Annotated in this window: 17 protein-coding genes; 3 read left to right on the top strand and 14 right to left on the bottom strand. The window is 68.6% G+C overall.

Translation table 11 applies throughout. The features are described from left to right. The 4 genes from ASC95_RS00195 to ASC95_RS00180 all read right to left on the bottom strand — a co-directional run bounded on the left by ASC95_RS00195 (window position 1) and on the right by ASC95_RS00180 (window position 2435). The gene (locus ASC95_RS00195; protein ID WP_057296988.1) at window positions 1-999 is read right to left on the bottom strand and encodes an NAD(P)H-dependent glycerol-3-phosphate dehydrogenase; all 999 of its coding nucleotides are present in this window, start codon (window positions 997-999) and stop codon (window positions 1-3) included. 79 nt (window positions 1000-1078) lie between these two features. Further along, window positions 1079-1552, bottom strand: coding sequence for a protein-export chaperone SecB (gene secB / locus ASC95_RS00190; protein ID WP_057295801.1), 474 nt, complete (start codon window positions 1550-1552; stop codon window positions 1079-1081). Between the two features lie 142 nt (window positions 1553-1694). Continuing rightward, complete coding sequence (grxC, locus tag ASC95_RS00185) at window positions 1695-1955, bottom strand: glutaredoxin 3 (protein WP_057295800.1); 261 nt, start codon at window positions 1953-1955, stop codon at window positions 1695-1697. A gap of 69 nt (window positions 1956-2024) precedes the next feature. Then, entirely contained in the window at window positions 2025-2435 is a 411-nt protein-coding gene (locus ASC95_RS00180) for a rhodanese-like domain-containing protein (protein WP_057295799.1), read from the bottom strand. An 88-nt stretch (window positions 2436-2523) separates the two neighbouring features. On the opposite strand from ASC95_RS00180, the gene gpmA reads away from it, so the two are divergent. Beyond that, on the top strand, window positions 2524-3267 hold the full coding sequence (gene gpmA, locus ASC95_RS00175) for a 2,3-diphosphoglycerate-dependent phosphoglycerate mutase (RefSeq protein WP_057295798.1): 744 nt from the start codon (window positions 2524-2526) through the stop codon (window positions 3265-3267). Here the strand turns inward: gpmA and ASC95_RS31080 are convergent. Beyond that, window positions 3252-4184, bottom strand: a complete 933-nt coding sequence (locus tag ASC95_RS31080; RefSeq protein WP_057295797.1) for a glycosyltransferase family 9 protein — start codon at window positions 4182-4184, stop codon at window positions 3252-3254. The two genes, gpmA and ASC95_RS31080, sit on opposite strands and share 16 nt — an antisense overlap. Window positions 4185-4328: 144 nt before the next feature. On the opposite strand from ASC95_RS31080, the gene ASC95_RS00165 reads away from it, so the two are divergent. Next, the gene (locus tag ASC95_RS00165) at window positions 4329-5087 is read left to right on the top strand and encodes a hydroxypyruvate isomerase family protein (RefSeq protein ID WP_235537644.1); all 759 of its coding nucleotides are present in this window, start codon (window positions 4329-4331) and stop codon (window positions 5085-5087) included. On the opposite strand, the gene ASC95_RS00160 is transcribed toward ASC95_RS00165, so the two are convergent. Genes ASC95_RS00160 through ASC95_RS00135 form a run of 6 tightly spaced genes read right to left on the bottom strand, consistent with a single transcriptional unit; the run spans window position 5071 to window position 9514 of the window. Further along, window positions 5071-5799: a 1-acyl-sn-glycerol-3-phosphate acyltransferase gene (locus ASC95_RS00160; protein ID WP_057295796.1), complete on the bottom strand. Its 729-nt coding sequence runs from the start codon at window positions 5797-5799 to the stop codon at window positions 5071-5073. The genes ASC95_RS00165 and ASC95_RS00160 overlap by 17 nt on opposite strands. Further along, on the bottom strand, window positions 5799-7100 hold the full coding sequence (locus tag ASC95_RS00155; protein ID WP_057295795.1) for a dihydroorotase: 1302 nt from the start codon (window positions 7098-7100) through the stop codon (window positions 5799-5801). The genes ASC95_RS00160 and ASC95_RS00155 overlap by 1 nt, the downstream gene beginning before the upstream one ends. Further along, window positions 7097-8059 carry an aspartate carbamoyltransferase catalytic subunit gene (locus tag ASC95_RS00150; protein ID WP_057295794.1) on the bottom strand — a complete coding sequence of 321 codons (963 nt, stop codon included), beginning with the start codon at window positions 8057-8059 and terminating at the stop codon, window positions 7097-7099. The genes ASC95_RS00155 and ASC95_RS00150 overlap by 4 nt, the downstream gene beginning before the upstream one ends. After that, complete coding sequence (gene pyrR, locus ASC95_RS00145; protein WP_057295793.1) at window positions 8059-8547, bottom strand: bifunctional pyr operon transcriptional regulator/uracil phosphoribosyltransferase PyrR; 489 nt, start codon at window positions 8545-8547, stop codon at window positions 8059-8061. Before pyrR ends, ASC95_RS00150 begins: the two co-directional genes overlap by 1 nt. Next, on the bottom strand, window positions 8544-8939 hold the full coding sequence (gene ruvX, locus ASC95_RS00140; RefSeq protein WP_057295792.1) for a Holliday junction resolvase RuvX: 396 nt from the start codon (window positions 8937-8939) through the stop codon (window positions 8544-8546). Before ruvX ends, pyrR begins: the two co-directional genes overlap by 4 nt. Further along, complete coding sequence (locus ASC95_RS00135; protein WP_056199455.1) at window positions 8936-9514, bottom strand: YqgE/AlgH family protein; 579 nt, start codon at window positions 9512-9514, stop codon at window positions 8936-8938. Before ASC95_RS00135 ends, ruvX begins: the two co-directional genes overlap by 4 nt. Before the next feature lie 24 nt (window positions 9515-9538). Between ASC95_RS00135 and ASC95_RS00130 the strand changes: the two genes are divergently transcribed. Next, window positions 9539-10963 carry a deoxyribodipyrimidine photo-lyase gene (locus tag ASC95_RS00130; RefSeq protein ID WP_057295791.1) on the top strand — a complete coding sequence of 475 codons (1425 nt, stop codon included), beginning with the start codon at window positions 9539-9541 and terminating at the stop codon, window positions 10961-10963. Window positions 10964-11026: 63 nt separating this feature from the next. Here the strand turns inward: ASC95_RS00130 and ASC95_RS00125 are convergent, their stop codons facing one another. From ASC95_RS00125 to ASC95_RS00115, 3 genes are all read right to left on the bottom strand, one after another. Next, window positions 11027-12064, bottom strand: a complete 1038-nt coding sequence (locus tag ASC95_RS00125; RefSeq protein WP_057295790.1) for a GGDEF domain-containing protein — start codon at window positions 12062-12064, stop codon at window positions 11027-11029. Between the two features lie 11 nt (window positions 12065-12075). Beyond that, entirely contained in the window at window positions 12076-18168 is a 6093-nt protein-coding gene (locus ASC95_RS00120; protein ID WP_057295789.1) for an Hpt domain-containing protein, read from the bottom strand. A gap of 188 nt (window positions 18169-18356) precedes the next feature. Then, window positions 18357-20729 (bottom strand): methyl-accepting chemotaxis protein, encoded by a 2373-nt coding sequence (locus ASC95_RS00115; RefSeq protein WP_057295788.1) that lies wholly within the window; start codon window positions 20727-20729, stop codon window positions 18357-18359. Between the last annotated feature and the right edge of the window lie 6 nt (window positions 20730-20735).

The raw sequence follows: 20735 nt of genomic DNA, 5'->3' as shown, positions 1-20735 counted from the left end.
CTACTCGGCGCGGGCCTCGCGGCCCATCAGGTGCTCGACCGCCTCGCCGACACGCAGCCGCCCATCCAGCAAGGCCACCATGGCCTCGGTGATCGGCATCTCGATGCCGGCCTCACGCGCACGCGCCAGCACCGTCGGCGCGCTATAGACGCCTTCGGCCACGTGGCCGAGTTTGGCCAGGATGTCCCGCAATGCGAGCCCCTGCGCCAGCATCAGGCCGACGCGGCGATTGCGCGACAGGTCACCGGTGGCGGTCAGCACCAGGTCGCCCAGGCCCGACAGACCCATGAAGGTCTCGGCCTTGGCGCCCAGGGCCAGGCCCAGGCGCAGCATCTCGGCCAGACCGCGCGTGATGACCGCGGCGCGGGCGTTCAACCCCGGCGCATCAGGTGCGGCGCCGGAGAGGCCATCGCAGACGCCCACCGCTATGGCCATGACGTTCTTGACCGCGCCGCCGACTTCGACGCCAACCGGATCGTTGGACGTGTAGACGCGCAGCCGTTCGCCGTGAAAGGCATCGACGGCGGCCTGGGCGAGGTCGGCATCCTCGCTCGCCGCAACGAGGGCCGTGGGCCGGCCAGCGGCCACTTCCTGCGCAAAGCTGGGGCCAGACAGGATGCCCACGCGCATTGACGGCTGCAACTCGCGGGCGATCTCATGGCCGAGCCGCCCGGTGACTGCCTCGAAGCCCTTGCAAAGCCACAGCACGCGCTGCGTGGACGGCAGGCCGGCGAGGGTTTCGCGCAGGCCGGACATCGGCGTCGCGACGATGGTCAATCCGTCGGCGGCGTGCGCAATGGCTGCGGCGCAGTCGCTGGTCAGGTCGAGGGCGGCGGGCAGTTCGCCGTCGGGCAGATAGGCCGCGTTGCGGCGGCTCACCCGCATTTGCCCGATGGCGGCGGCATCACGGCCCCACAGGCTCACGTCATGGCCGGCGTTGGCCGCCTGGATGGCCAGGGCCGTGCCCCAGGCGCCGGCACCAAGAACGCTGATCTTCATCGTCGTCATGCGCAGAAGTGTCACCCAAGTAAAACGCCCCGCTCAAGGCGGGGCGTCGTCACGAGGCGAGCCTCGATGCTCAGTTGACGGCCTGGCCGCCCTGGGCGGCGCGCTGCGCCTGCTGGGCCTCGAACATGGCCTGGAAGTTCACTTCGGTCAGCAGCACGGGCGGGAAGCCGGCGCGGGTGCAGACGTCCGACACGATGGCGCGCAGATACGGGTAGACCATCTGCGGGCAGACGATGCCCAGGATGCCTTCGAGCTGGTCCTGCGGCACGTTGCGGATCTCGAAGATGCCGGCCTGCTTGGCTTCGACCAGGAACAGCGTCTTGTCGCCGACCTTGGTGTTGACCGTGGCCGTCACGCAGACCTCGAAGATGCCGTCGGTGACGTTCTCGGCCGACAGCGTCAGGTTGATGTCGACCTGAGGTTGCTGCTGCTCCAGCAGGATGTGCGGCGCGTTGGGCTGCTCCAGCGACAGGTCCTTCAGGTACATGCGCTGGATCTGGAACACGGGGGTGCCTTCTGCGGCGGCTTGGATCTCGTCGGCCATGGAATTCTTTCTAGCGAAGCGTCAAACAAAAGCCCGCAGGCGGCGTGCTGCGGGCGGTGGCTGGATTATGGGCGAGGCCACGTGACAAGCCGATCGGGCTTGTCCGGTGTTGAAATCAGGCAAGGATGCCCAAAGCGACCCTTCAGGCCGCTTGGAGCAAGGGCAGCAAGCCGCCTCGCTGATCCAGGGCGATGAGGTCATCGCACCCCCCGACATGGGTGTCGCCGATGAAGATCTGCGGCACGGTGCGGCGGCCCGTACGGGCCATCATCTCCTGGCGTTCGCCCGGATTCAGGTCGACGCGGATCTCGTCGATCTGCTCGACGCCGCGTTGCTTGAGCAGCATCTTGGCGCGCACGCAGAAAGGGCAGACCAGGGTGGTGTACATCTTGACGGCAGCCATCTCTATCTCCTCGAGGCCGTTTTTTGCCAAATGGAAAACAGAATGCAGTCCAGTTTGGCGAAAGTCTGCTTATGCAGACTTCTCCACCGGCAAATTGGCCTCCCGCCAGGCTTTGAGGCCACCTGCCAGCACCTGGGCCTTTTCATAGCCCAGCTTGCGCAGCATGCCCGCGGCGCGGCCGGCACGTGCACCGGTCGGGCACACCAATACCAGCGGCAGGGCCTTGTTGGATGGCAGGGACTTGTGGCCCTCGACCTGGCCAAAGGGGATGTTGCGCGCGCCGACGGCATGGCCCTTGGCGAACTCCTCCGGCTCGCTGACATCGATCAGCACGCCCTTCTCGCGGTTGACCAACTGCACCGCCTCCGCAGGGCTGAGGCCGCCACCTTGAGAGCCCGACACCAGCAGGGGCCACAGCAACATGCCGCCGGAGACCAGCGCGGCGACGATCAAAACCCAGTTCTCGATCAGGAAGTTCAAGCAAGCATCCCGTGTAATTCAACGAAGCCGGCGATTATCGCTGGGTCCGATAATCCGCCGCTTCCCACCACCTTCGCGCGCCTTGCCCATGTACAAGCTCGTCCTCATCCGCCACGGCGAATCGACCTGGAACCTGGAAAACCGCTTCACCGGCTGGACCGACGTGGACCTGACGCCCACCGGTGTCGAGCAGGCCAAGACGGCCGGCCGGCTGCTGAAGGAGGCGGGCTATGACTTCGACATCGCCTACACCTCGGTGCTCAAGCGTGCCGTGTGGACGCTGTGGCACTGCCTGGACCAGATGGACCGCACCTGGCTGCCGGTGCGCCACGCCTGGCGCCTGAACGAGCGCCACTACGGCGCCCTGCAGGGCCTGAACAAGGCCGACATGGCCAAGCAGTACGGCGACGAGCAGGTCCTGATCTGGCGCCGCAGCTATGACACGCCGCCGCCAGCCCTGGAAGCGACCGACCCGCGCAGCGAGCGCAGCGATCGCCGCTACCGCGGCCTGGATGCCGAGGACATTCCGCTGACCGAATGCCTGAAGGACACGGTCGCCCGCGTGCTGCCGTTCTGGAATGAGACGGTCGCGCCTGCCATCAAGGGTGGCGAGCGCGTGCTGATCGCCGCCCACGGCAACAGCATCCGCGCGTTGGTGAAATACCTCGACAACATCGCCGACGACGCCATCGTTGGCGTCAACATCCCCAACGGCATCCCGCTGGTCTACGAGCTGGACGAGAACCTGAAGCCGATCAAGAGCTACTACCTGGGCGACGCCGAAGCCGCCGCCAAGGCCGCCGCGGCGGTGGCCAATCAGGGCAAGGCCTGATCCACCTCGGCCAGCATCTCTTCCACGCTGGCCCAGCCGGGCCAGTACTGAAGCAGCTTGACCGTCGGCCCCCACGGCGCCCAGACCGCGGGATCGGCCGGCCCCCAGGGGGTGAGCAGCCGTGCGCCGACGCCGGCGGCGATGTGGCCCGGCCCGGTGTCGTTGGAGACGACGATGCCGGCCATTTGCAGCAACGCGGCGTAGATGCCCAGGCCCACGCCTTCGAACCGCACCACGTCGGGGTAGAGCTGGCGGGCCCCCTCCAGTTCGGTCGGCCCCGGCACCATCACGATGCGGCGCCCCGCCGCATTCAGGCGGCGCACGAATTCCGGGAAAGCCGGCCACGTCCGGTCCAGGACCTCGGTTTTCCCGTTGGCGAACGGGCAGATCATCACGTAGCGCCCCGGCGCGATGCCTTGCGCCGCCAGCAGGGCCGCGGCCCGCTCCCGCTGGGGTTCGCTGACCTGCAGACCGATGGCCGGCGGCGGCGGCTCGTCGATGCCGAGGAAGTCGCAGGCCAGTTCCCAGTATTCGACCAGTGTGTGCCGCCCCGGGCGCCGCGGGTGACCACGGCGCATCAGCCAGGTGCGCCCCTCCACCGCATGGCCCTCGGCGCGCAGGCCGGCCAGTCGCGCGTCCAGCGCCGCTGAGAACGCGTAGGGAAACAGCAGCGTATTGGAGCGCCGGTCGAATCCGGGGTCTTGCGCACGCAGCTGCCGCCGCAGCGCGCGCAACTGCGCCACGCGCTCGCCGAGCCTCTCGGGCCGCACATGGACGGGCCAGCCTTCCGTCTCCAACAACCCGCGTGCCCAGCTCTTGCCGACCAGTTCAAGGCGATAGCCGTGGCTTTGCAGCAGCCGCAGCGCCGGAATGCTCAAAACCGTGTCGCCAACGAAGTTGCGCAGGCGGACGATCAACGGTCGGGCTTCTATCATCAACAAATCTCTACAAGTGACGCGGGATTCTCTCTGCGTCGGCCCGTCCTCCGTGCCCGAGATCACCCTGCCCTCCTCAGTCAAAGTGATCGCCATCCAGGACGCCGCCCTGGCAGCGCAATCGCAGTGATCCCGCCACGCTTCGCAGCCAATCTCGATTGGCTCTACACCGAGCACGCCTATCTCGACCGGCCGGCGGTGGCACGGGCCGACGGATTTGCCGCCGTCGAGCTGCAGCAACCGCATCTGCACGACCGCCCACCGCTGACGGCCGCGCTGGCGGGGCTGAAGGTCGTCCTCATCAACGCCCCTGCCGGCGACTGGGCCGTCGGCGAGCGCGGCTTCGCCGCCCTGCCCGGCCGCGAGGCTGAGTTTCGCGACGCGACACTGCGCGGCCTGGACTTGGCTCACCGCCTCGGCGCGGCCCGCGTGCATCTGCTGTCAGGCCTGGCCGAGGACGCGCCGGAGCACCGCTCAACCTGGCTGGCCAACCTCGGCTGGGCCGCCGAGCAGTCGCCCCTGCCCCTGGTTGTCGAGCCCATCAACCGCCGCGACATGCCTGGCTATTTTCTGCACCGCCAGGCCCAGGCGCTCGCGCTGCTGGCGACCTTGAACACGCCGCGCGTGCAACTGCAGCTCGACCTCTACCACTGCCGCGTCGCGGAGGGCGAATCGCTGATGCATCTGGCCAGGGCGCTGGATCTGGGCCTGCTGGGCCATGTACAGGTCGCCGGCGTCAACGGACGCCATGAACCCGAGGCGGGCGACTACGCCGCTGAGTTCACGCTGCTGGACGAACGCGCCTGGCCCGGCGCCATCGGCCTCGAATACCGCCCGCGCGGCGCGACCTCGGCCGGCCTGGCCTGGCTCAGAGCCGCGCGCTGATCGCCGCGCGCAACGCCTCGCCGAGGGCGCGGCGGTCCTGGCCTTCTGTCATCACGCTGGGCAGGATCTGAACGTCGACGCCCAGGCCTTTGGCCGAGGCGATGCGCCACAGGCTCTGTACCAGAGTCGTGTCACCAATGAAGCGGGCGGAGCTGCTGAATCGCTCGCCCGGTCCGTGCCAGCGCAGCACGACCGGCAGCACGGGCGCCCCCGTCGACACCGCCGCCTGCAGCAGATTGGCGTGGAAGGGCAGCAGCTCGGGGCCCGCGCCGGTCGTGCCTTCCGGAAAGACGGCCACGCAATCGCCCGCCTGCAATGCCGCAGCCGTCTGGTGAACGACGCGCAACGCGTCGCGCTTGCTGGCGCGCTCGATGAAGAGCGTGCCGGCGCCTTCGACGAGGGCGCCGACCACCGGCCAGTGCTTCACGTCCGCCTTGGACACGAAGCGCGCCTGCGGCAGCACCGCGTGGACGGCGGCGATGTCCAGCCATGAGACATGGTTGGCCACCGCCAGATGACCCGTGGGCAGGGCTTGCCCCTCGGACTTCAGCGCGATGCCGAGGATGCGCAGCGTCTTGACCGACCACCATTGGATCAGCCCGTGCCGCTCGGCCGTCGTCAGCAGCTCGAAGCGGCGCCTGACGATCCACAGGCCGTGCAGCACATGCGGCACAAGGCGCGCGAGGCGCCAAGTGGCGATCCAGGCGCTCATCAGGCCTCGTAGGCGATGTGGCCTGCGACCAGCGTGCAGCGCACTTTGGCTGGCAGCTCGAAGCCGCTGGAGGCGAAGGCGAACGGCGTGTGCTTGCCCTGGCTGGCGAGCGCCTCGGGCGTGACCGACCAGCTCGCGTTCGCGTCGAACACGCAGACGTCGGCGACGCCGCCTTCCACCAGGCGACCCGCGCTGGCGGACAGTGAACCCAGTGCGCTGCCAAGCACACGCACTGGCTCCGCGGTGACGACGGCGAGTGCCCGCTGCAGGGGCAACTCGGCATCCTTGGCCCAGCGCAGCGCCAGACTCAGCAACAACTCCAGGCCCGTGGCGCCCGGCGTGGCCTCAGCGAAGGGCACGGCCTTCTCGTCGGTCGTGACGGGCATGTGGTCAGACACCAGCGCGTCGATGGTGCCGTCGGCCAGGCCGGCGCGCAGCGCGTCGCGGTCACGGCCCTGGCGCAGCGGCGGCGTCAAGCGCATGGCCGAGTCGAAGTAGCCGATGTCGACGTCGCTCAGGTGCAGGGAATTGATGGACACGTCGGCCGTGACCGGCAGGCCCTCGCGCTTGGCCGCGCGCACCAGCTCGACGCCGGCGGCGCTACTGAGGCGGCAGATATGGAGACGGGCGCCCGTGGCGCGGACCAATTCAAAAACGGTGTGCAGGGCCACCGTCTCGGCGCTAACTGGCACGCCGGACAGGCCCAGCCGCGTCGCGACCGCGCCGCTGGCCGCGACGCCGCCACCCAGGTAGGCATCCAGCGGGCGCAGCCAGACCGTGTAGCCATAGGTGGCGGCGTATTGAAGCGCGCGGCTCAGCACCAGCGTGTCCTTGATCGGCACCTCGGCCTGCGAGAAGCCGATGCAGCCAGCCTCGGTCAGCTCGGCCATCTCGGTCAGCGCGGTGCCGTTCAACTGGCGCGTCAGCGCGCCGAGCGGAAACAGGCGGCAGCGGCTCAGCTTGCGGGCGCGGAACTTCAGCATCTCCACCAGGCCGGGCTCGTCCAGCACCGGGTCGGTGTCGGGCGGGCAGACCAGGCTGGTCACGCCGCCAGCGGCCGCGGCGGCGAGTTCGCTTTCGAGCAGGCCTTCATGCTCGTGCCCGGGCTCGCGCAGCCGGGCGCACAGGTCGACGAGGCCGGGCGCGACGATGAGGCCGGTCGCGTCCACGGTGCGGTCGGCAACGAAGTCGCCTACATCCCCCAGGTGCACGATGCGGCCATTGGCGATGGCGACGTCGCCGATGCGGTCGAGACTGGATGCCGGGTCGATCAGCCGGCCGCCTTTGATCAGGATCTTCATGCTTCGTTCCCGGCAAGGATGGCCATGACAGCCATTCGGACAGCGATGCCGAATGTCACCTGAGGCAGGATGACGCTGCTCTTGCCGTCGGCCACCTCGGACGCGATCTCGACGCCGCGGTTGATCGGCCCGGGGTGCATGACGATGGCGTCGGGCTTGGCCAGGGCCAGCTTGTCGGGTGTCAGGCCGAAGTGCTTGAAGAACTCGCCGCTGCTGGGCAGCATGCCGCCGTTCATGCGCTCGTTCTGCAGGCGCAGCATGATGATGACGTCAGCGCCCTTCACGCCCTCGGCCATGTCGTGGCAGACGCGCACGCCCATGTCGCGCAGGTCGCCCGGCACCAGGGTCTTGGGGCCGACGGCGCGGATCTCGGGCACGCCGAGGATGTTGAGCGCGTGGATGTCGGAGCGGGCGACGCGCGAGTGGACGATGTCGCCGACGATGGCCACCGTCAGGTTGCGGAAGTCCTTCTTGAAGTGCCGGATCGTGTACATGTCCAGCAGGCCCTGCGTCGGGTGTGCGTGCCGGCCGTCGCCGGCATTCACCACGTGCACATGCGGCGCGCAATGCTGGGCGATCAGGTGGGGCGCGCCGCTCTCGCTGTGGCGCACGACGAACATGTCGGCGTGCATTGCGCTGAGGTTGGCCACCGTGTCCAGCAGCGTCTCGCCCTTGGCGGTGGAGGAGCGCGCGATGTCGAGGTTGATGACGTCGGCGCTCAATCGCTTGGCAGCGATCTCGAAGGTGGTGCGGGTGCGGGTGCTGTTCTCGAAGAACAGGTTGAACACCGACTTGCCGCGCAGCAGCGGCACCTTCTTGACCTCGCGGTCGTTGACCGAGAGGAAGCTGCCGGCCGTGTCCAGGATCTGCTCCATGACCGCACGCGGCAGGCCTTCGGTGGACAGCAGGTGGATGAGCTCGCCGTGCTTGTTGAGCTGGGGATTTCGCTTGCTGAGCATCACTTCACCTCGAACGCGAATCGGCCATCGTCTTTGCGCGCCAGGCGCAGGCTTTGCTCGCTGTTCAGCGTGACGCGGGCCGCAGAGAATGCCGGCTCGATCGGCAGTTGCCGCCCGCCGCGGTCCACCAGCACCGCCAGCTGCACGCTCTCCGGGCGGCCGAAATCGAACAACTCGTTGAGCACGGCCCGCGTCGTGCGGCCGGTGTAGAGCACGTCGTCGATGAGCAGGATGTCGCGGCCGTTGACGTCGAAAGGCAGCGAGGTGTGGTCGGCCTTGGCCAGGCCCCGTGAGCCGAAGTCGTCGCGGTGCAGCACGCTGGAGATGGTGCCGGCGTCGGCCAGGCCCAGGTCAACGGCCAGGCGCTCGGCCAGCCAGGCGCCGCCGCTCCAGATGCCGACGAGGGCGGTGTCGGCGGTCAGCAGCCGCTGCACGCCGCGCTTGAGTTCAAGGTACAGGCCTTCAGCATCCAGCTTGAGGTCACTCATGGGTGTTCCCGGAAAAATTGTTCAAGGATCAGGGCGGCGGCCGCGGCATCCACGTCGTGCGCGCCTTCGGCCTCGGCTTCGACGCTGGTGTAGCGCTCGTCCACCTCGAAGACCGGCAGGTGATGGCGCCCGGCCAGCCGGCGGCCGAAATTCTGTGCCTTGGCCGTCATCTCGTGAGGCGCTCCGTCGGGATGGCGCGGCACGCCGATGACGAGGGCGTCGGGTTGCCAGGTCTTGACGAGGGCGGCAATCGCGTCAAAGTCGCCGCTCTTGAGGGTACCGCGCGGCTCGGCCGAACCGAGCAGGCGCGTGCCCGAGGCCACGCCGATGCGACGGGTGCCGAAATCAAAAGCAAGAAAGATCTGATGCGACGGCGCCAAGGCCGCCATCATGCGTGCCCCGCGTCCGAGCTGAGCATGCGCGGGTCCACCCCCAGCAGCGCCAGCGCGCGCTCGTAGCGCTGCTCGACCGGCGTGTCGAAGATGATCTCGGGCGCCGCGTCGACCGTCAGCCAACCATTGCGGCCGATTTCCTCTTCGAGCTGGCCCGCGGCCCAGCCGCTGTAGCCGAGGGTGACGAAGATCTTTCTGGGGCCGGCGCCATTGGACAGGGCCTCCAGCACGTCGCGGCTGGTGGTCATCTCCAGGCCGCCAGGCACGGCCAACGTGGCGTTGTAGTGGCCGCCCTCCTCGTCCAGCGGCTCGTGCAGCACGAAACCCCGGTCGGTTTGCACCGGGCCGCCGTAGAAGACGGGGCTGTCGGCCAGCGGTTCCGCGGGTGGGCTGAGCTCGACCTTCTCGAACAGATTGCCCAGCGTCAGAGAGATGGGTTTGTTGATGACGAGGCCCAGGGCGCCGTTGTCGTTGTGCTCGCAGAGGTAGACCACCGTGCCTGCGAAGGCCTCGTCGGCCATGCCAGGCATGGCGATGAGGAACTGGTTGGTCAGGACGATCCGGTCGGCGGGCATGAAAGACATTTTATTCTGCTGGTCATGACCATCCGCATCGACCGTGCGCTCGTCTGGTTCCGCCGCGACTTGCGCGTGGCCGATCAGGCCGCGCTGTACCAGGCGCTGAAGGTCGCCGACCAGGTTTCCTGCGCCTTCATCCTGGACCGCGACATCCTCGACGCCCTGCCCCGCGCAGACCGGCGTGTCGAGTTCATCCTGGGCGCGCTGCAGGTGCTGGACGAGGATCTGCGCAAGCTCGGCGGCGCGCTGATCGTGCGGCATGGCTTTGCGGCCGACGAGATCCCGCGCCTGGCGGCCGAGCTCGGCGTGCAGGCCGTGTTCACCAACCACGACGACGAACCGCAGGCGCTGATGCGCGACGCGCGGGTTGCCGACCTGCTCAAGCCCTGCAACGCCGAGCTGCGCACTTTCAAGGACCATGTCATCTTCGAGCGCCGCGAGGTGATGACCGCCGCCGGCGGGCCGTATGGCGTGTTCACGCCCTACAAGAACGCCTGGCTGCGCAAGGTCGACGAGTTCTACCTCAGCAGCTACCCGGTGGAGCGCCATGCGCATGCCCTGGCAGACAGCGCCCTGGCCAAGGGCGTCCCCGCACTCGAAGACATCGCCTTCCGGGCCGCTGGGCTGACCGACCACGTCGGCCGCGGCAGCCGCGGCGCCGAAGCGCTGCTGGAGGACTTCCTGGACCGCATCGACGCGTATGACAGCAGGCGTGACTTCCCGGCGATGAAGGGGCCGAGCTATCTGAGCGTGCACCTGCGCTTCGGTACGGTGTCGATCCGGCGCCTGGCGCGCATCGCGCACCAGCGGATGCTGGGCGGCGACCATGGCGCCGAGATCTGGCTGTCGGAGCTGATCTGGCGCGACTTCTATCACCAGGTCATGCACCACCACCCGCATGCGATGACGGCGGCCTTCAAGCCCGAGTACGACGCCATCCGTTGGGAGACGGGCGCTGAAGCCGACGCGCTGTTCGCCGCCTGGTGCGAGGGCCGCACCGGCTACCCGCTGGTGGACGCCGCCATGCGCCAGCTCAACCAGACGGGCTATATGCACAACCGCCTGCGCATGGTGACAGCCAGCTTCCTGACCAAGGATCTCGGCATCGCCTGGCAACGCGGCGAGGCTTATTTCGCGCAGCAACTGCTGGACTTCGACCTCGCGGCCAACAACGGTGGCTGGCAGTGGGCCAGCAGCAGCGGCTGCGACGCCCAGCCCTATTTCCGCATCTTCAACCCGGTGAGCCAGAGCGAGAAGTTCGACGCGCAGGGCCGCTTCATCCGCCGCTACTGCCCCGAACTGGCGGAGCTACCGGCCAAGACCATCCACGAGCCCTGGACGCGCGCGCCGCTGCAGATGCAGGGCAGCGTCTACCCGCGCCCCATCGTCGACCACGCCATCGCACGGGAGCGCACGCTGGCCCGCTACGCCGTCGTCAGGCGATGAACGGAGAGCAAAAAGGTCAGCCTGCGGTCTTGCGCGGGTGACGAATGCTTCAGCGCGGCGGCTTCAGAACAGCTCGACGTCGCTGAGCTGTGCCGATTCCTGGATCACGCCGCTGGCCACCAGGGCCGCGTAGTTGTGGACCTGGTTGCGGCCATGGCCCTTGGCGTGATAGACCGCCTTGTCGGCGCGCTCGAACGCATCGGCCGGCCCGTCGCCCGGTCGCACCTCGGTGAAGCCGATGCTGACGGTGATGCGGCCGACCTGCGGGAAGGCATAGCGTTCGGTATTCAGGCGCAGGCGCTCGAAGGCCTCGCCCGCGTGGATCTCTTCGTCGCAGCGCATCAGCACGACGAACTCCTCGCCGCCGAAGCGATAGAGCATGTCGTGAAAGCGGAAAGAGCCGCGCATCAGGCGCGACAGCAACAACAGCACTTCGTCGCCGATCAGGTGCCCGAAGCGGTCATTGACGGTCTTGAAGTGATCAATGTCGATCACGCCGAGCACATAGTGTTGGATGGCCGTCTCGTGGCGACGGTCCTCGGCCTCGTGCGTCACGTCGGCACGCGTCGGGATGTCCGACAGCACCTTCAGGAAGCTCTCGTCGAAGGTCTTGCGGTTCAACAACCCCGTCAGCGTGTCACGCTCGGAGTAGTCGAGCAGGCCCTGGAAGTTGTGATAGATCCGCAGCACGCTGCTGACCATGCGCTGCGCACCGGTGCCAAGGCGCCGCGTGGACAGGATCTCGATGACGCCGATGACGTCGCGATCGGTGGCAATCGGAAAAAGATACAACCACTGGCCACCCTGGGCCACCTGGGTGACGCTGCGGCTGCGCATGGCCTCCAGACGCAGCGGATGGTCGGTCGCCTTCGGCAATGCGTTCGGCTTGGCCCACAGCGGGTCGGCCGACGCGACCGCATCACCTGCGCGCAGATGGGCGCGGGTCAGCCAGCGTTCGTCGCCCGGCTCGCCAACGCTGCGGTAGATCGCGACGGACTCGGGCTCCAGCAGGTCACGCAACGCCATGACCAGGGTGACGTCCATGACGTCCCGGTCACGAAAACCGGTCAGTTCGGCAAGATGGTCGACAACCTGGGACATGGGGCGGGTGCTCAGGCCGGCACGGCCTGCTGGGTGAACTGCCGGATCAGCCCGAGCAGATACTCCTCATCGTAAGGCTTGCCCAGATAGTGGTCGACACCCAGCTGAGCCGCGTAGTCGCGGTGCTTCTGGGCAATGCGCGAAGTGATCATGATGACGGGCAGAGCAGCCAGCCGCGAGTCGGCGCGCATATTGCGCACCAGGTCGAAACCGTCCATGCGAGGCATTTCGATGTCGGACAGTACCACCGAAGGCAACTCGTCGCCCGACAGCTTCTCCATCGCATCCAGGCCATCCTTGGCCAGCATGACGCGCAAGCCGACGCGCTCCAGGAAGCGCTGGGTCACGCGGCGCACCGTCAGCGAGTCGTCGACGACGAGGACGAGCGGCGCCTGCGTCACCGTCTCGACGACCGGTGCGGCCTGCTGCGGCGCTTCGCCCAGCGACATGGCATGGGCCGCCGCCAGGCGGGCCTGGGCGTCGAGGCCGTACCAGTCGGCGAGTGCCACGACGTTGTAGATCAGCGCCACCTCGCCCGAGGCCAGCAGGCTGATGCCTGCCAGGCCCGGTACACGGTTGAGCTGGGCGCCGAGGTTCTTGACGACGACTTCCTGGTTGCCGACGACCTCATCCACATGCAGGGCCAGTGCACCCTGGGCGCTACGCACCAGCACCACGTGGGTGTGGCGGCCATGGACATGGCCACGACCCGCGTGGCCGAGCAGGCCGCCGAGCCAGTAGAAGGGCATTTCGACACCGCCATGCTGCAGCTTGCCGGTGGCATAGGCGGCCTCGACTGCATCCACAGGCACGCGCTGCACCGACTGCATCAGCGCCGCGGGGACCGCGATGACCTGGTCGGCGCTCTTCAGCAGCACGACCTGGGTCAGCGCCGTGGTGAGCGGCAGGCGCAGCAGGAAGCTGGTGCCCTGCCCGGCTGTCGACGTGGTTTCGATGCTGCCGCCGAGCGTGCCAACCTCGGCGCGCACGACGTCCATGCCGATGCCGCGGCCGCTCAGCTCGGTGACCTGGCTGGCCGTGGAGAAGCCCGGCGCGAAGATCAGGCGCTTGAGCTGCGCGTCGTCAGGCTCGGCGTCGGGCGAGATCAACCCGAGCTGCAGGCCGCGCTCGCGGATGCGTCCGAGGTTGAGGCCGGCGCCGTTGTCGGAGAAATTCAGCAGCACTTCGTTGCCGTGCTGGCTGACCTCGATGCGCAACGTGCCGACCGGGTCCTTGGCCGAAGCCGTGCGCACCTCGGGCGACTCGATGCCGTGAGCGACGCTGTTGCGCAGCAGATGCTCGAAGGCACCTGCCGTGCGCTCCAGTACCGAGCGGTCCAGTTCGGTCTGGCCGCCGGTGATCTCCAGCTTGACCTGCTTGCCGGCATCGCGGGCAGCCTGCCGCACGACGCGGTGCATGCGCTCGCCGATGCTGTCGAAGTCGACGAGGCGCGTGCGCAGCAGGTCGTCCTGCAGCTCGCGCGTCAGCCGCGACTGCGCGGCCAGCTCGTCTTCGCCGGTCTGGACGTTGCGGCCCAGTGTGCGCTGCAGCGTGGCCACGTCACCGACCGACTCGGTCAGCATGCGGGTCAGTTCCTGGAAGCGCGTGTAGCGGTCGAACTCCAGCGGGTCGAACTCGCGACCGCCCTGCTGCGCCGCCTCTTGCTGGGCGTGCATCTGGGCCTCGGCCTGCAGATCCAGCTCGCGCAGCTGGGCGCGCAGGCGCTCCAGGTTGTCGTCCAGGTCAAGCAGCGCGCCCTTCATCTGGACCAGCTCGGACTCCATCCGCGCACGGCGGATGCTGACCTCACCGGCCTGCGTGGCCATGCGCTCCAGCAGGCTGCCGCGCACACGCACCAGGGCCTGGCCGATGGCGAGGTTGTCGCTGCCGGCAGCGATCTCGGCGGTGTCGGTGAAGCGGCTCCAGTCGATTTCGCGCGCCGGTTCGACGGGCTTCTCGACGAAGGTGGATGCGACCGGCCGCACATCGGCCTGGGCAATCTCGGCGAGCGGGCGGTCGGATTCGGGCGCCGGTGCAGCCGCCTCGACAACGACCGGCGGCTTGGCAGCGGGCGCGGGCGCGGGCGGCGGTGGGGCGATGACGGCGGGCACGGCCGCGGATGCGAGCCGGCGACCGAGTTCCTCGAAGGCGTGCTCGAGGGCATCACCCTCATGCTGCAACGCCTGGACCTGGCCGTGATCGGCGCTGCCGGCCCTCAGCAGGTTCTCGATGGCGGACTCGAGGTTGTGAGCCTGCTCGCCCAGGCGCATGGCGCCGGCCAGGCGGGCGCCGCCCTTGAAGGTGTGCAGAGCACGCATGCAGGCGTCGGAGCGGCCCAGCTCGCCCGGATGGGCCAGCCAGTCGCGCAGCGCACCGTGCAGTTGTTCTAGCAGGTCGCGGCCTTCCTCTTCAAAGATGGGATAGAGGTCGGGTTCGATGTGGTCGGGCAGGCCCGGCTCGGGCTCATCCTCGGCCGCCAACAGCGGGGCAGGCTCGGTTTCCGGCGCAGCCTCGGCAACCGTCTCCGCGATCGGCACGGCGACGGGCTCAATGACGGGTTCGGCCAGATCGACGAAGTCGACAAGGTCGACGCCGGGCTCCGGCAAATCAGCAGCCACGGTGACCTGGTCGTCCAGATCGCCGGCAAGGGTGTCGTGCAGGGCCGGCAAAGGCAGCGCGTCCAGCGGCGCGGACGCCGTGAAGGCCTCTTCCTGCGGCTCGTAGGCATGCAGTTGCGCAACGACCTCGGGATCGTTGGGCTTCAGGAAGCCGGCTGCGAACTGGTGCAGCAGGCGGCGGATGTCGTCGGCGGCGCGCACGAACAGGTCGGCGTCGGCCTGCTCGTAGCGCACGGCGCGATGCGCGCGACCCAGGGTGTGCTCGAGTTCCCGGGCCAGGATGGAAAGGTCCTCGTAGCCCACCGTGGCGGCATTGCCGGCCAGGGCATGAGCCTGCACTTCGCAGCTCTGTGGCACCGGGTGGCTGAGCTCGACGGCCCACTCGGCCAGGCCGATGGACAGTTTGCGCGACAGCTCGTCGGCCTCGTTCAGGAAGATGTTGAACAGCGCGATGCTGATGCGCAGCGAGCCGATGACCTTGAAGCCTTCGTCGGGGTCGGCCGGCTCGGGTTCAGGCTCGGGCTCCGGCTCGGCAGGGCTGACCAGCGTGAGAACCGGCGCGGCAGGCTCCTCATCCTCCTCGAGCAGCTTGTGCAAGGCCAGCGTGGACTCCTCCGGCCGGACCGGGGGCTCGGCCAGGGGCTCGGCGGCAACGACAGGCTCAGGCTCCTCGTCCAGATCCAGCACGACGCCGAAGTTGGCCAGGGTCGGTTCTTCATCCGGCGTGGGTGGCAGCGGCAGGGGTTCGGTCGGCGCGTGGGCGCCGAACTCGCTGACCAGCTCGGCAGGCAGTTCGGTCGGATCGAGATCCAGCGTGACTTCGGGCAGGGCGAGGTCGATGTTGGCCTCGATGGAAGCCTCATTGGCCGGTGCGCCCAGCTCGAGAACAAAGTCGGGCACCAGCGGCGGCGTCTCCTCCATCTCCGCCGGCAGCGCGGCGACGACGGGTTCTGCGGCCGGCTCGGCCATGGCCTCTGAGCCACGCTCGATGGCTTCGACCGGGGTCGCAGCGTCCAGCGGCAGGTCGAGGCCTTGGGCTTCCACCACTTCGGCGGCGCCGACAGTCTCAGCGGCCTCGGCCGCCGAAACGGCAATAGGCAGCGGCTGGCCATGCAGGCGCAGCGAATCGGCACTGCGTCGCACCGGGTCGGGCAGGCCGAGGCCCGGCTCCGTGCCGGCAATCTGGTTGCGCCAGTGGGCAAAGTAGTCCAGCGCCTCGGCGGTGAAGCCCAGCAAGGCTGCGTCCGCCTGCGGGGTGGCTTCGGCGAGGCGGGCGTTGTAGAGCTGTTCGCAGGCCCAGGCACCTTCACCGAAGGGATCCAGGCCGACCATGCGGGCGCTGCCCTTGAGGGTGTGGAAGGCGCGACGCACGATGGTGAGCTGACCATGGTCGGCGGGAGCCTGGCGCAGCTCTTCCAGCGCGGCCCGGGCGTTGCCGATGACCTCGTCGGCTTCCTCGAGAAAGATCTCCCGCATCTCAGGGTCGTCCGCGACGCTGGGCGCGGGCGGCGGCGGCGCAACGACAGCGGCGGGAGCCGGCGCGGGCGCAACCGGCTGCGACAGGTCGACATCGGGCAGACTGAGGTCGGGCAGGTCCAGCGTCCCCAGGTCAATGCGCAAGGGCTGGGTGGCGTCGTAAGCGGCGGGGGCGGCAGTCTGGGGCGATTCGTCGCCCAGGTCGACGTGGAAGCCGCTGGCCTCGAAGCTCGGCAGCTCGACGGCGCCTTCGCGGCGGCCCATGACCGCGTCCAGGCGGCCGCTGGCGTCGTCGAACTGGAACATGCGTTTGGCCAGCTGAGGCTGGACGCTGAGCATGTCGATGAGGAAACCCAACGCACCGAGGTTGTTGGCCAGGCGTTCGAACACATCACGGGCGCTGGCGCGCTCGAAATCGATCTCGGTGTTGGCCAGGCCGTCGACCTCGTCGCGCATGCGGACGGTGGCTTGGGCGGCCTGGTCCAGGCCGAGCACGCTGAGCACGCCGCGCATGGCCTGCAACTGGCCGGGCACGGGGATCAGCAGTTCACGCCGGGCCGGGTCGCGGAAGTATTCGTCGCACTGCTTTTCGACTTCCGACAGGCTGGCGCGCAGCTCGTGCACGACGCTGCCCAATGTCTGGCGGTCGGAAACCCGGCGGTACAGGTCCTCCATCCAGTCTTCCAGCGGCTCGGGCGTCTGGCCATGGGCCACGGCCTCGACGCGGCGCGCCAGGCGGCGCACGCGATCGGCTTGCTCGGGCTGGTCGAAGGCGGCGTCTTCCAGCGCGGCTTCGACGTAGAGCAGGCTGGTGGCGATTTCCATGGCCAGCGCGGGCGGCGGCGTGCTGCGCGAGCGCAGCGTCGCGACGACGGCGCGCTGCAGCGTCTGAGCCAGCACTTCACCGCTTGGGAAGAGGCGGGTCAGCGAGTCGGCCAGGCCGGCGAACTGCTCGTCCAGGCCGGCCAGGCGGTGCTGGTCGCCTTCGGCGGCGCTGGACCAGCTTTCCTTGGCTGAAATCACGCGGCGCTTGGCTTGCGCGACCCAGGCGGGATCGATGCGCCCGAGGCTGGCGTCCTCGTAGTCGCCGACATGCTCGTCGGTGAGGCGATAGGTTTCATGCACCGCCTTCAGGCGCGGGCCAGCGCCCTGGGTGACGCGGCACTGGGCGCAGAAGAACAGCAGGTCCTGGGCCAGGCGTTCGCGCGCCGGGTCCATCTGGTCGCCATGGCCAACGAGGCGCAGTTCATGCAGCAGCTTGGAGCCCAGGCGTTTGGCATAGCCGTCGCTGGGAATCAGCTTGAGCGCCTGGCCTTCGAAGACGGCGGCGGCGAGCTGCCACAGCGTGCGCGTCGTGCCAGCCGGCAAAGCCGCGGCCAGACCAGCACACAGGCCGGAAAGATTGGCCGCATGCTGCGAGCTGGGCTCGCGCATATGGCGCAGCAGCGCGGCTTCAAAAGGCGCGCGCACGGCCTCCGGCGAACGCGGCGGCACGCCGGCCTCGGGCGCAATGCTGCGCCAGGACCAGTCGTACTGCCAGAGGTCGGCCGGATGGATGCGCTCAGCGCCGTTGAGCTGCTGCAGCGCGCGATAGCCCGGGTAGAGGGCCAGCGAAGAGGTCTTGTTGCCAGCCAGCAGGCGGGCGACATAGGCCAGCAGGGCAAAGTCGGCGCGTTCGATGGTGTCGACGGTGCTGGCTTCGACCTCCAGCGGCCGCTCGGCGAGGCGCGCGACGGCCACTTCGGCGGCGCGCAGCACGCTGGCGCCGGCCGGCAAGCCGACCAGCGACAACACACCGCTGACCTGGTGCAACTGCGCGGCCGCCTGCTGCAGCGGCGCGCTGGGCTGGGCATCACCGCCAAAGGCGGAGAGGCGGTTGTCGCCAGTGTCGCGCACGAGGCGGCGCAGGGTCTTGTGCACCGACTCCAGGGAGCGGCGCAACTCCTCCTGCACCCAGGCCAGCGGGCTGAGGTCGGCCGGGAGTTCGGAGTCTCGCAGGGAGCTGTCCATGTCAGTGATTCATGGCGCCGTGCGCCAGCCCTGAGATGTTGGTATTGCGGGCCGAGCGCCGGGCCGCCCCAAGCCGGCCCGATGGGCGATGTGCTTGCCGGTCGATCCGGCAAGCATCGCCGTCCCCTCGGGGGACCGACTGGGCTTGCGCGCGTCCAGCGCGGCAAGACTGGGCGAGGGGCTCCATGTCAGGCGACCTTGAATCGGGACACGGACGTGCGCAGCGCCTCGGCAGAGCGCGACAGCTCATGCACCATCTGGGCGGTGGAGCGCGTGCCCTCCGACGTCTGCTCGGTCACCGCGAAGATGTGCTGGATGTTGGAGGCCACCTCGTTGGCGTGCTCGGCTTCCTGCTGGGCCTGGGTCGAGATCTGGCCGATCAGGTTGTCCAACTGGCGGGACACGCTGTCGATATCTTCCAGCGCCTTGCCGGCCGCGTCAGACAGCTGCGTACCTTCCACCACCCCGCGCGTCGACCGCTCCATGGCGGCCACCGCATCGTGGGTGTCGGTCTGAATGGTCTTGACCAGCGCAGCGATTCGCCGCGTCGCGTCGCCCGAGCGTTCCGCCAGGCGCTGCACTTCTTCCGCAACCACGGAAAAGCCGCGACCGGCTTCGCCAGCGGACGCAGCCTGGATGGCGGCGTTCAGGGCCAGCACGTTGGTCTGTTCCGTAATGTCCGAGATCAGCTCCGTGATCTCGCCGATCTCCTGAGACGACTCGCCCAGGCGCTTGATGCGCTTGGAGGTCTCCTGGATGGAGTCGCGGATGGTGTTCATACCGGCGATGTTGTTCTGCATCGCGGAGAGCCCCTGCTCGGCAGCCTGCCGGCTCTGGCGCGCAACGCCGGCCGTTGTCTGCGCTTGCGCGGACACGTCGGTGATTCGGCTCGCCATGCCGAGCACGGCCTCGCCGGTGGCGCGGATCTCGTGCAGCTGTTCCTTGGACGCGGCCAGCAGGTCGGTGGACGTCTGGTCCACCGCGCCTGTCGTGTCGGTCACGCGCGCTGCCGTCGCCTGCACCTGGCCGACCAGGTTGCGCAGCTCCTCCACCGTGTAGTTCACGGAGTCGGCGATCGCGCCGGTGATGTCTTCCGTCACCGTGGCCTGTTGCGTCAGGTCGCCTTCAGCGACGCTGGCCAGTTCGTTCATCAACCGCAAAATGGCGGCCTGGTTGGCGTCGTTGACGCGCTTGGCCTCTTGCTCCTGGGCCTCGGCTTCACGGCGCTGGCTTTCAGCAAGCGCGGCGCGCTCGGACTGGTCCGCCACGAACAGGCGCAGGAAGCCCAAGGCGCCGAGCACCAGAGCGATCAGCGACAGCACCATGAAGGCGATCAGGCCCCAGCCCGCGCCGCCGGACTTTTCCAGCTCGCCGGCGGCCTGCTCCAGGCCCTTACGCAGCGGCTCGGAATCGTTCAGGATGGCGGTCTGCGCTTCACGTGCCGACACCAGGCCCTGCAGGTTGCCCAGAATCGCCGAGGCTTGCGTACGGGTCTGCTCGTACTGCTTGAGCAGGGTCTGCAGGCGTTCCTTCAGCTGCGGGTCGCGCGCGGCGTTCAGGCGCAGCTCGGGGCTGCCGCTGATGAGCGCTTCGGTGATGAGCTTGAAGGAGTTCAAGTCCTTGCCCAGCAGGAACACCGCCTCGGGGCTGACGCCTTCCTGGGTCAGGAATTCGTTGGCGCTCTTGCCGATACGCTGGGTCAGCATGACGAGCTGGCCGACGGCAGAGACTTCACCCGCCGACGAGCCGATCTGCAGGGCTTGAGATGACACGGCCTCGGCGCTTTCCAGCAGGTCGCTGGACTGGCGGTTGATGGCGCGCAGCGCCTGGCCGACCTGGGTCAGGATCTTTTCCTGCGACTGCACGACCTTGCCGTTCTTCTCGGCGCGTTCAACCAGCGGCTTGACCATGTCCAGCGTCGGCTGCACGGCGGCCGGCGCGACCGCGAGGTCGCCTTCACCGGTGCGCAGGTTGTTGACGACGCCGCTCAGCGTGCTGACCGACTCGCGCAGTTCCGCGAAGGCGGCTGGATTGCCGACCAGGGCCGCGGACACGGACTTGGCCATGCGCTGCGAGTGCATCAGCGCCTGGCCGGTGGCACGCACCTGGGCCGCGCTGCGGCTGGAACTGGCCAGCACCAGGCTGACCGACACGGCCGTGCCGACCAGGCCAAGGACGACGAGGCCGGTCAGCGCACGCTGGCGATGGCGGCCGAACAGATCGGTCAGCTTCTCGGCACCGGTGGCCGCCCGGGGCGGCAGCATGGTCGGGTCGGCAGCCTGCGTGGTGGGCGCGAAGCTCATCGTGCTGCTTGGCGGGAACTCGCTGTTCGGGCCCGGCTCGGTGGGCACGGCCTGCGAAATGATGGACGGCGCCTCGGTGCGTGGATACACCTCGGTTCGCGCGGGAATCTCGACGCCGGCCAGGGTGGAGTCGGCGTTGCGGGTGGCGTCGAAGCCGACGTTGCTGCGCGAATCGATGGTCGTGTCGACGCCTTCCGGCGGCGCCAGCGGCATGTCATCGGCTTCGGACTTTCCCCTGATTTTGTCCAGCAGGCTCATCTCACC

Source organism: Pelomonas sp. Root1217, from assembly GCF_001425705.1.
Lineage (GTDB): Bacteria > Pseudomonadota > Gammaproteobacteria > Burkholderiales > Burkholderiaceae_C > Pelomonas.
This window is presented reverse-complemented; position numbering and strand designations above follow the sequence as displayed.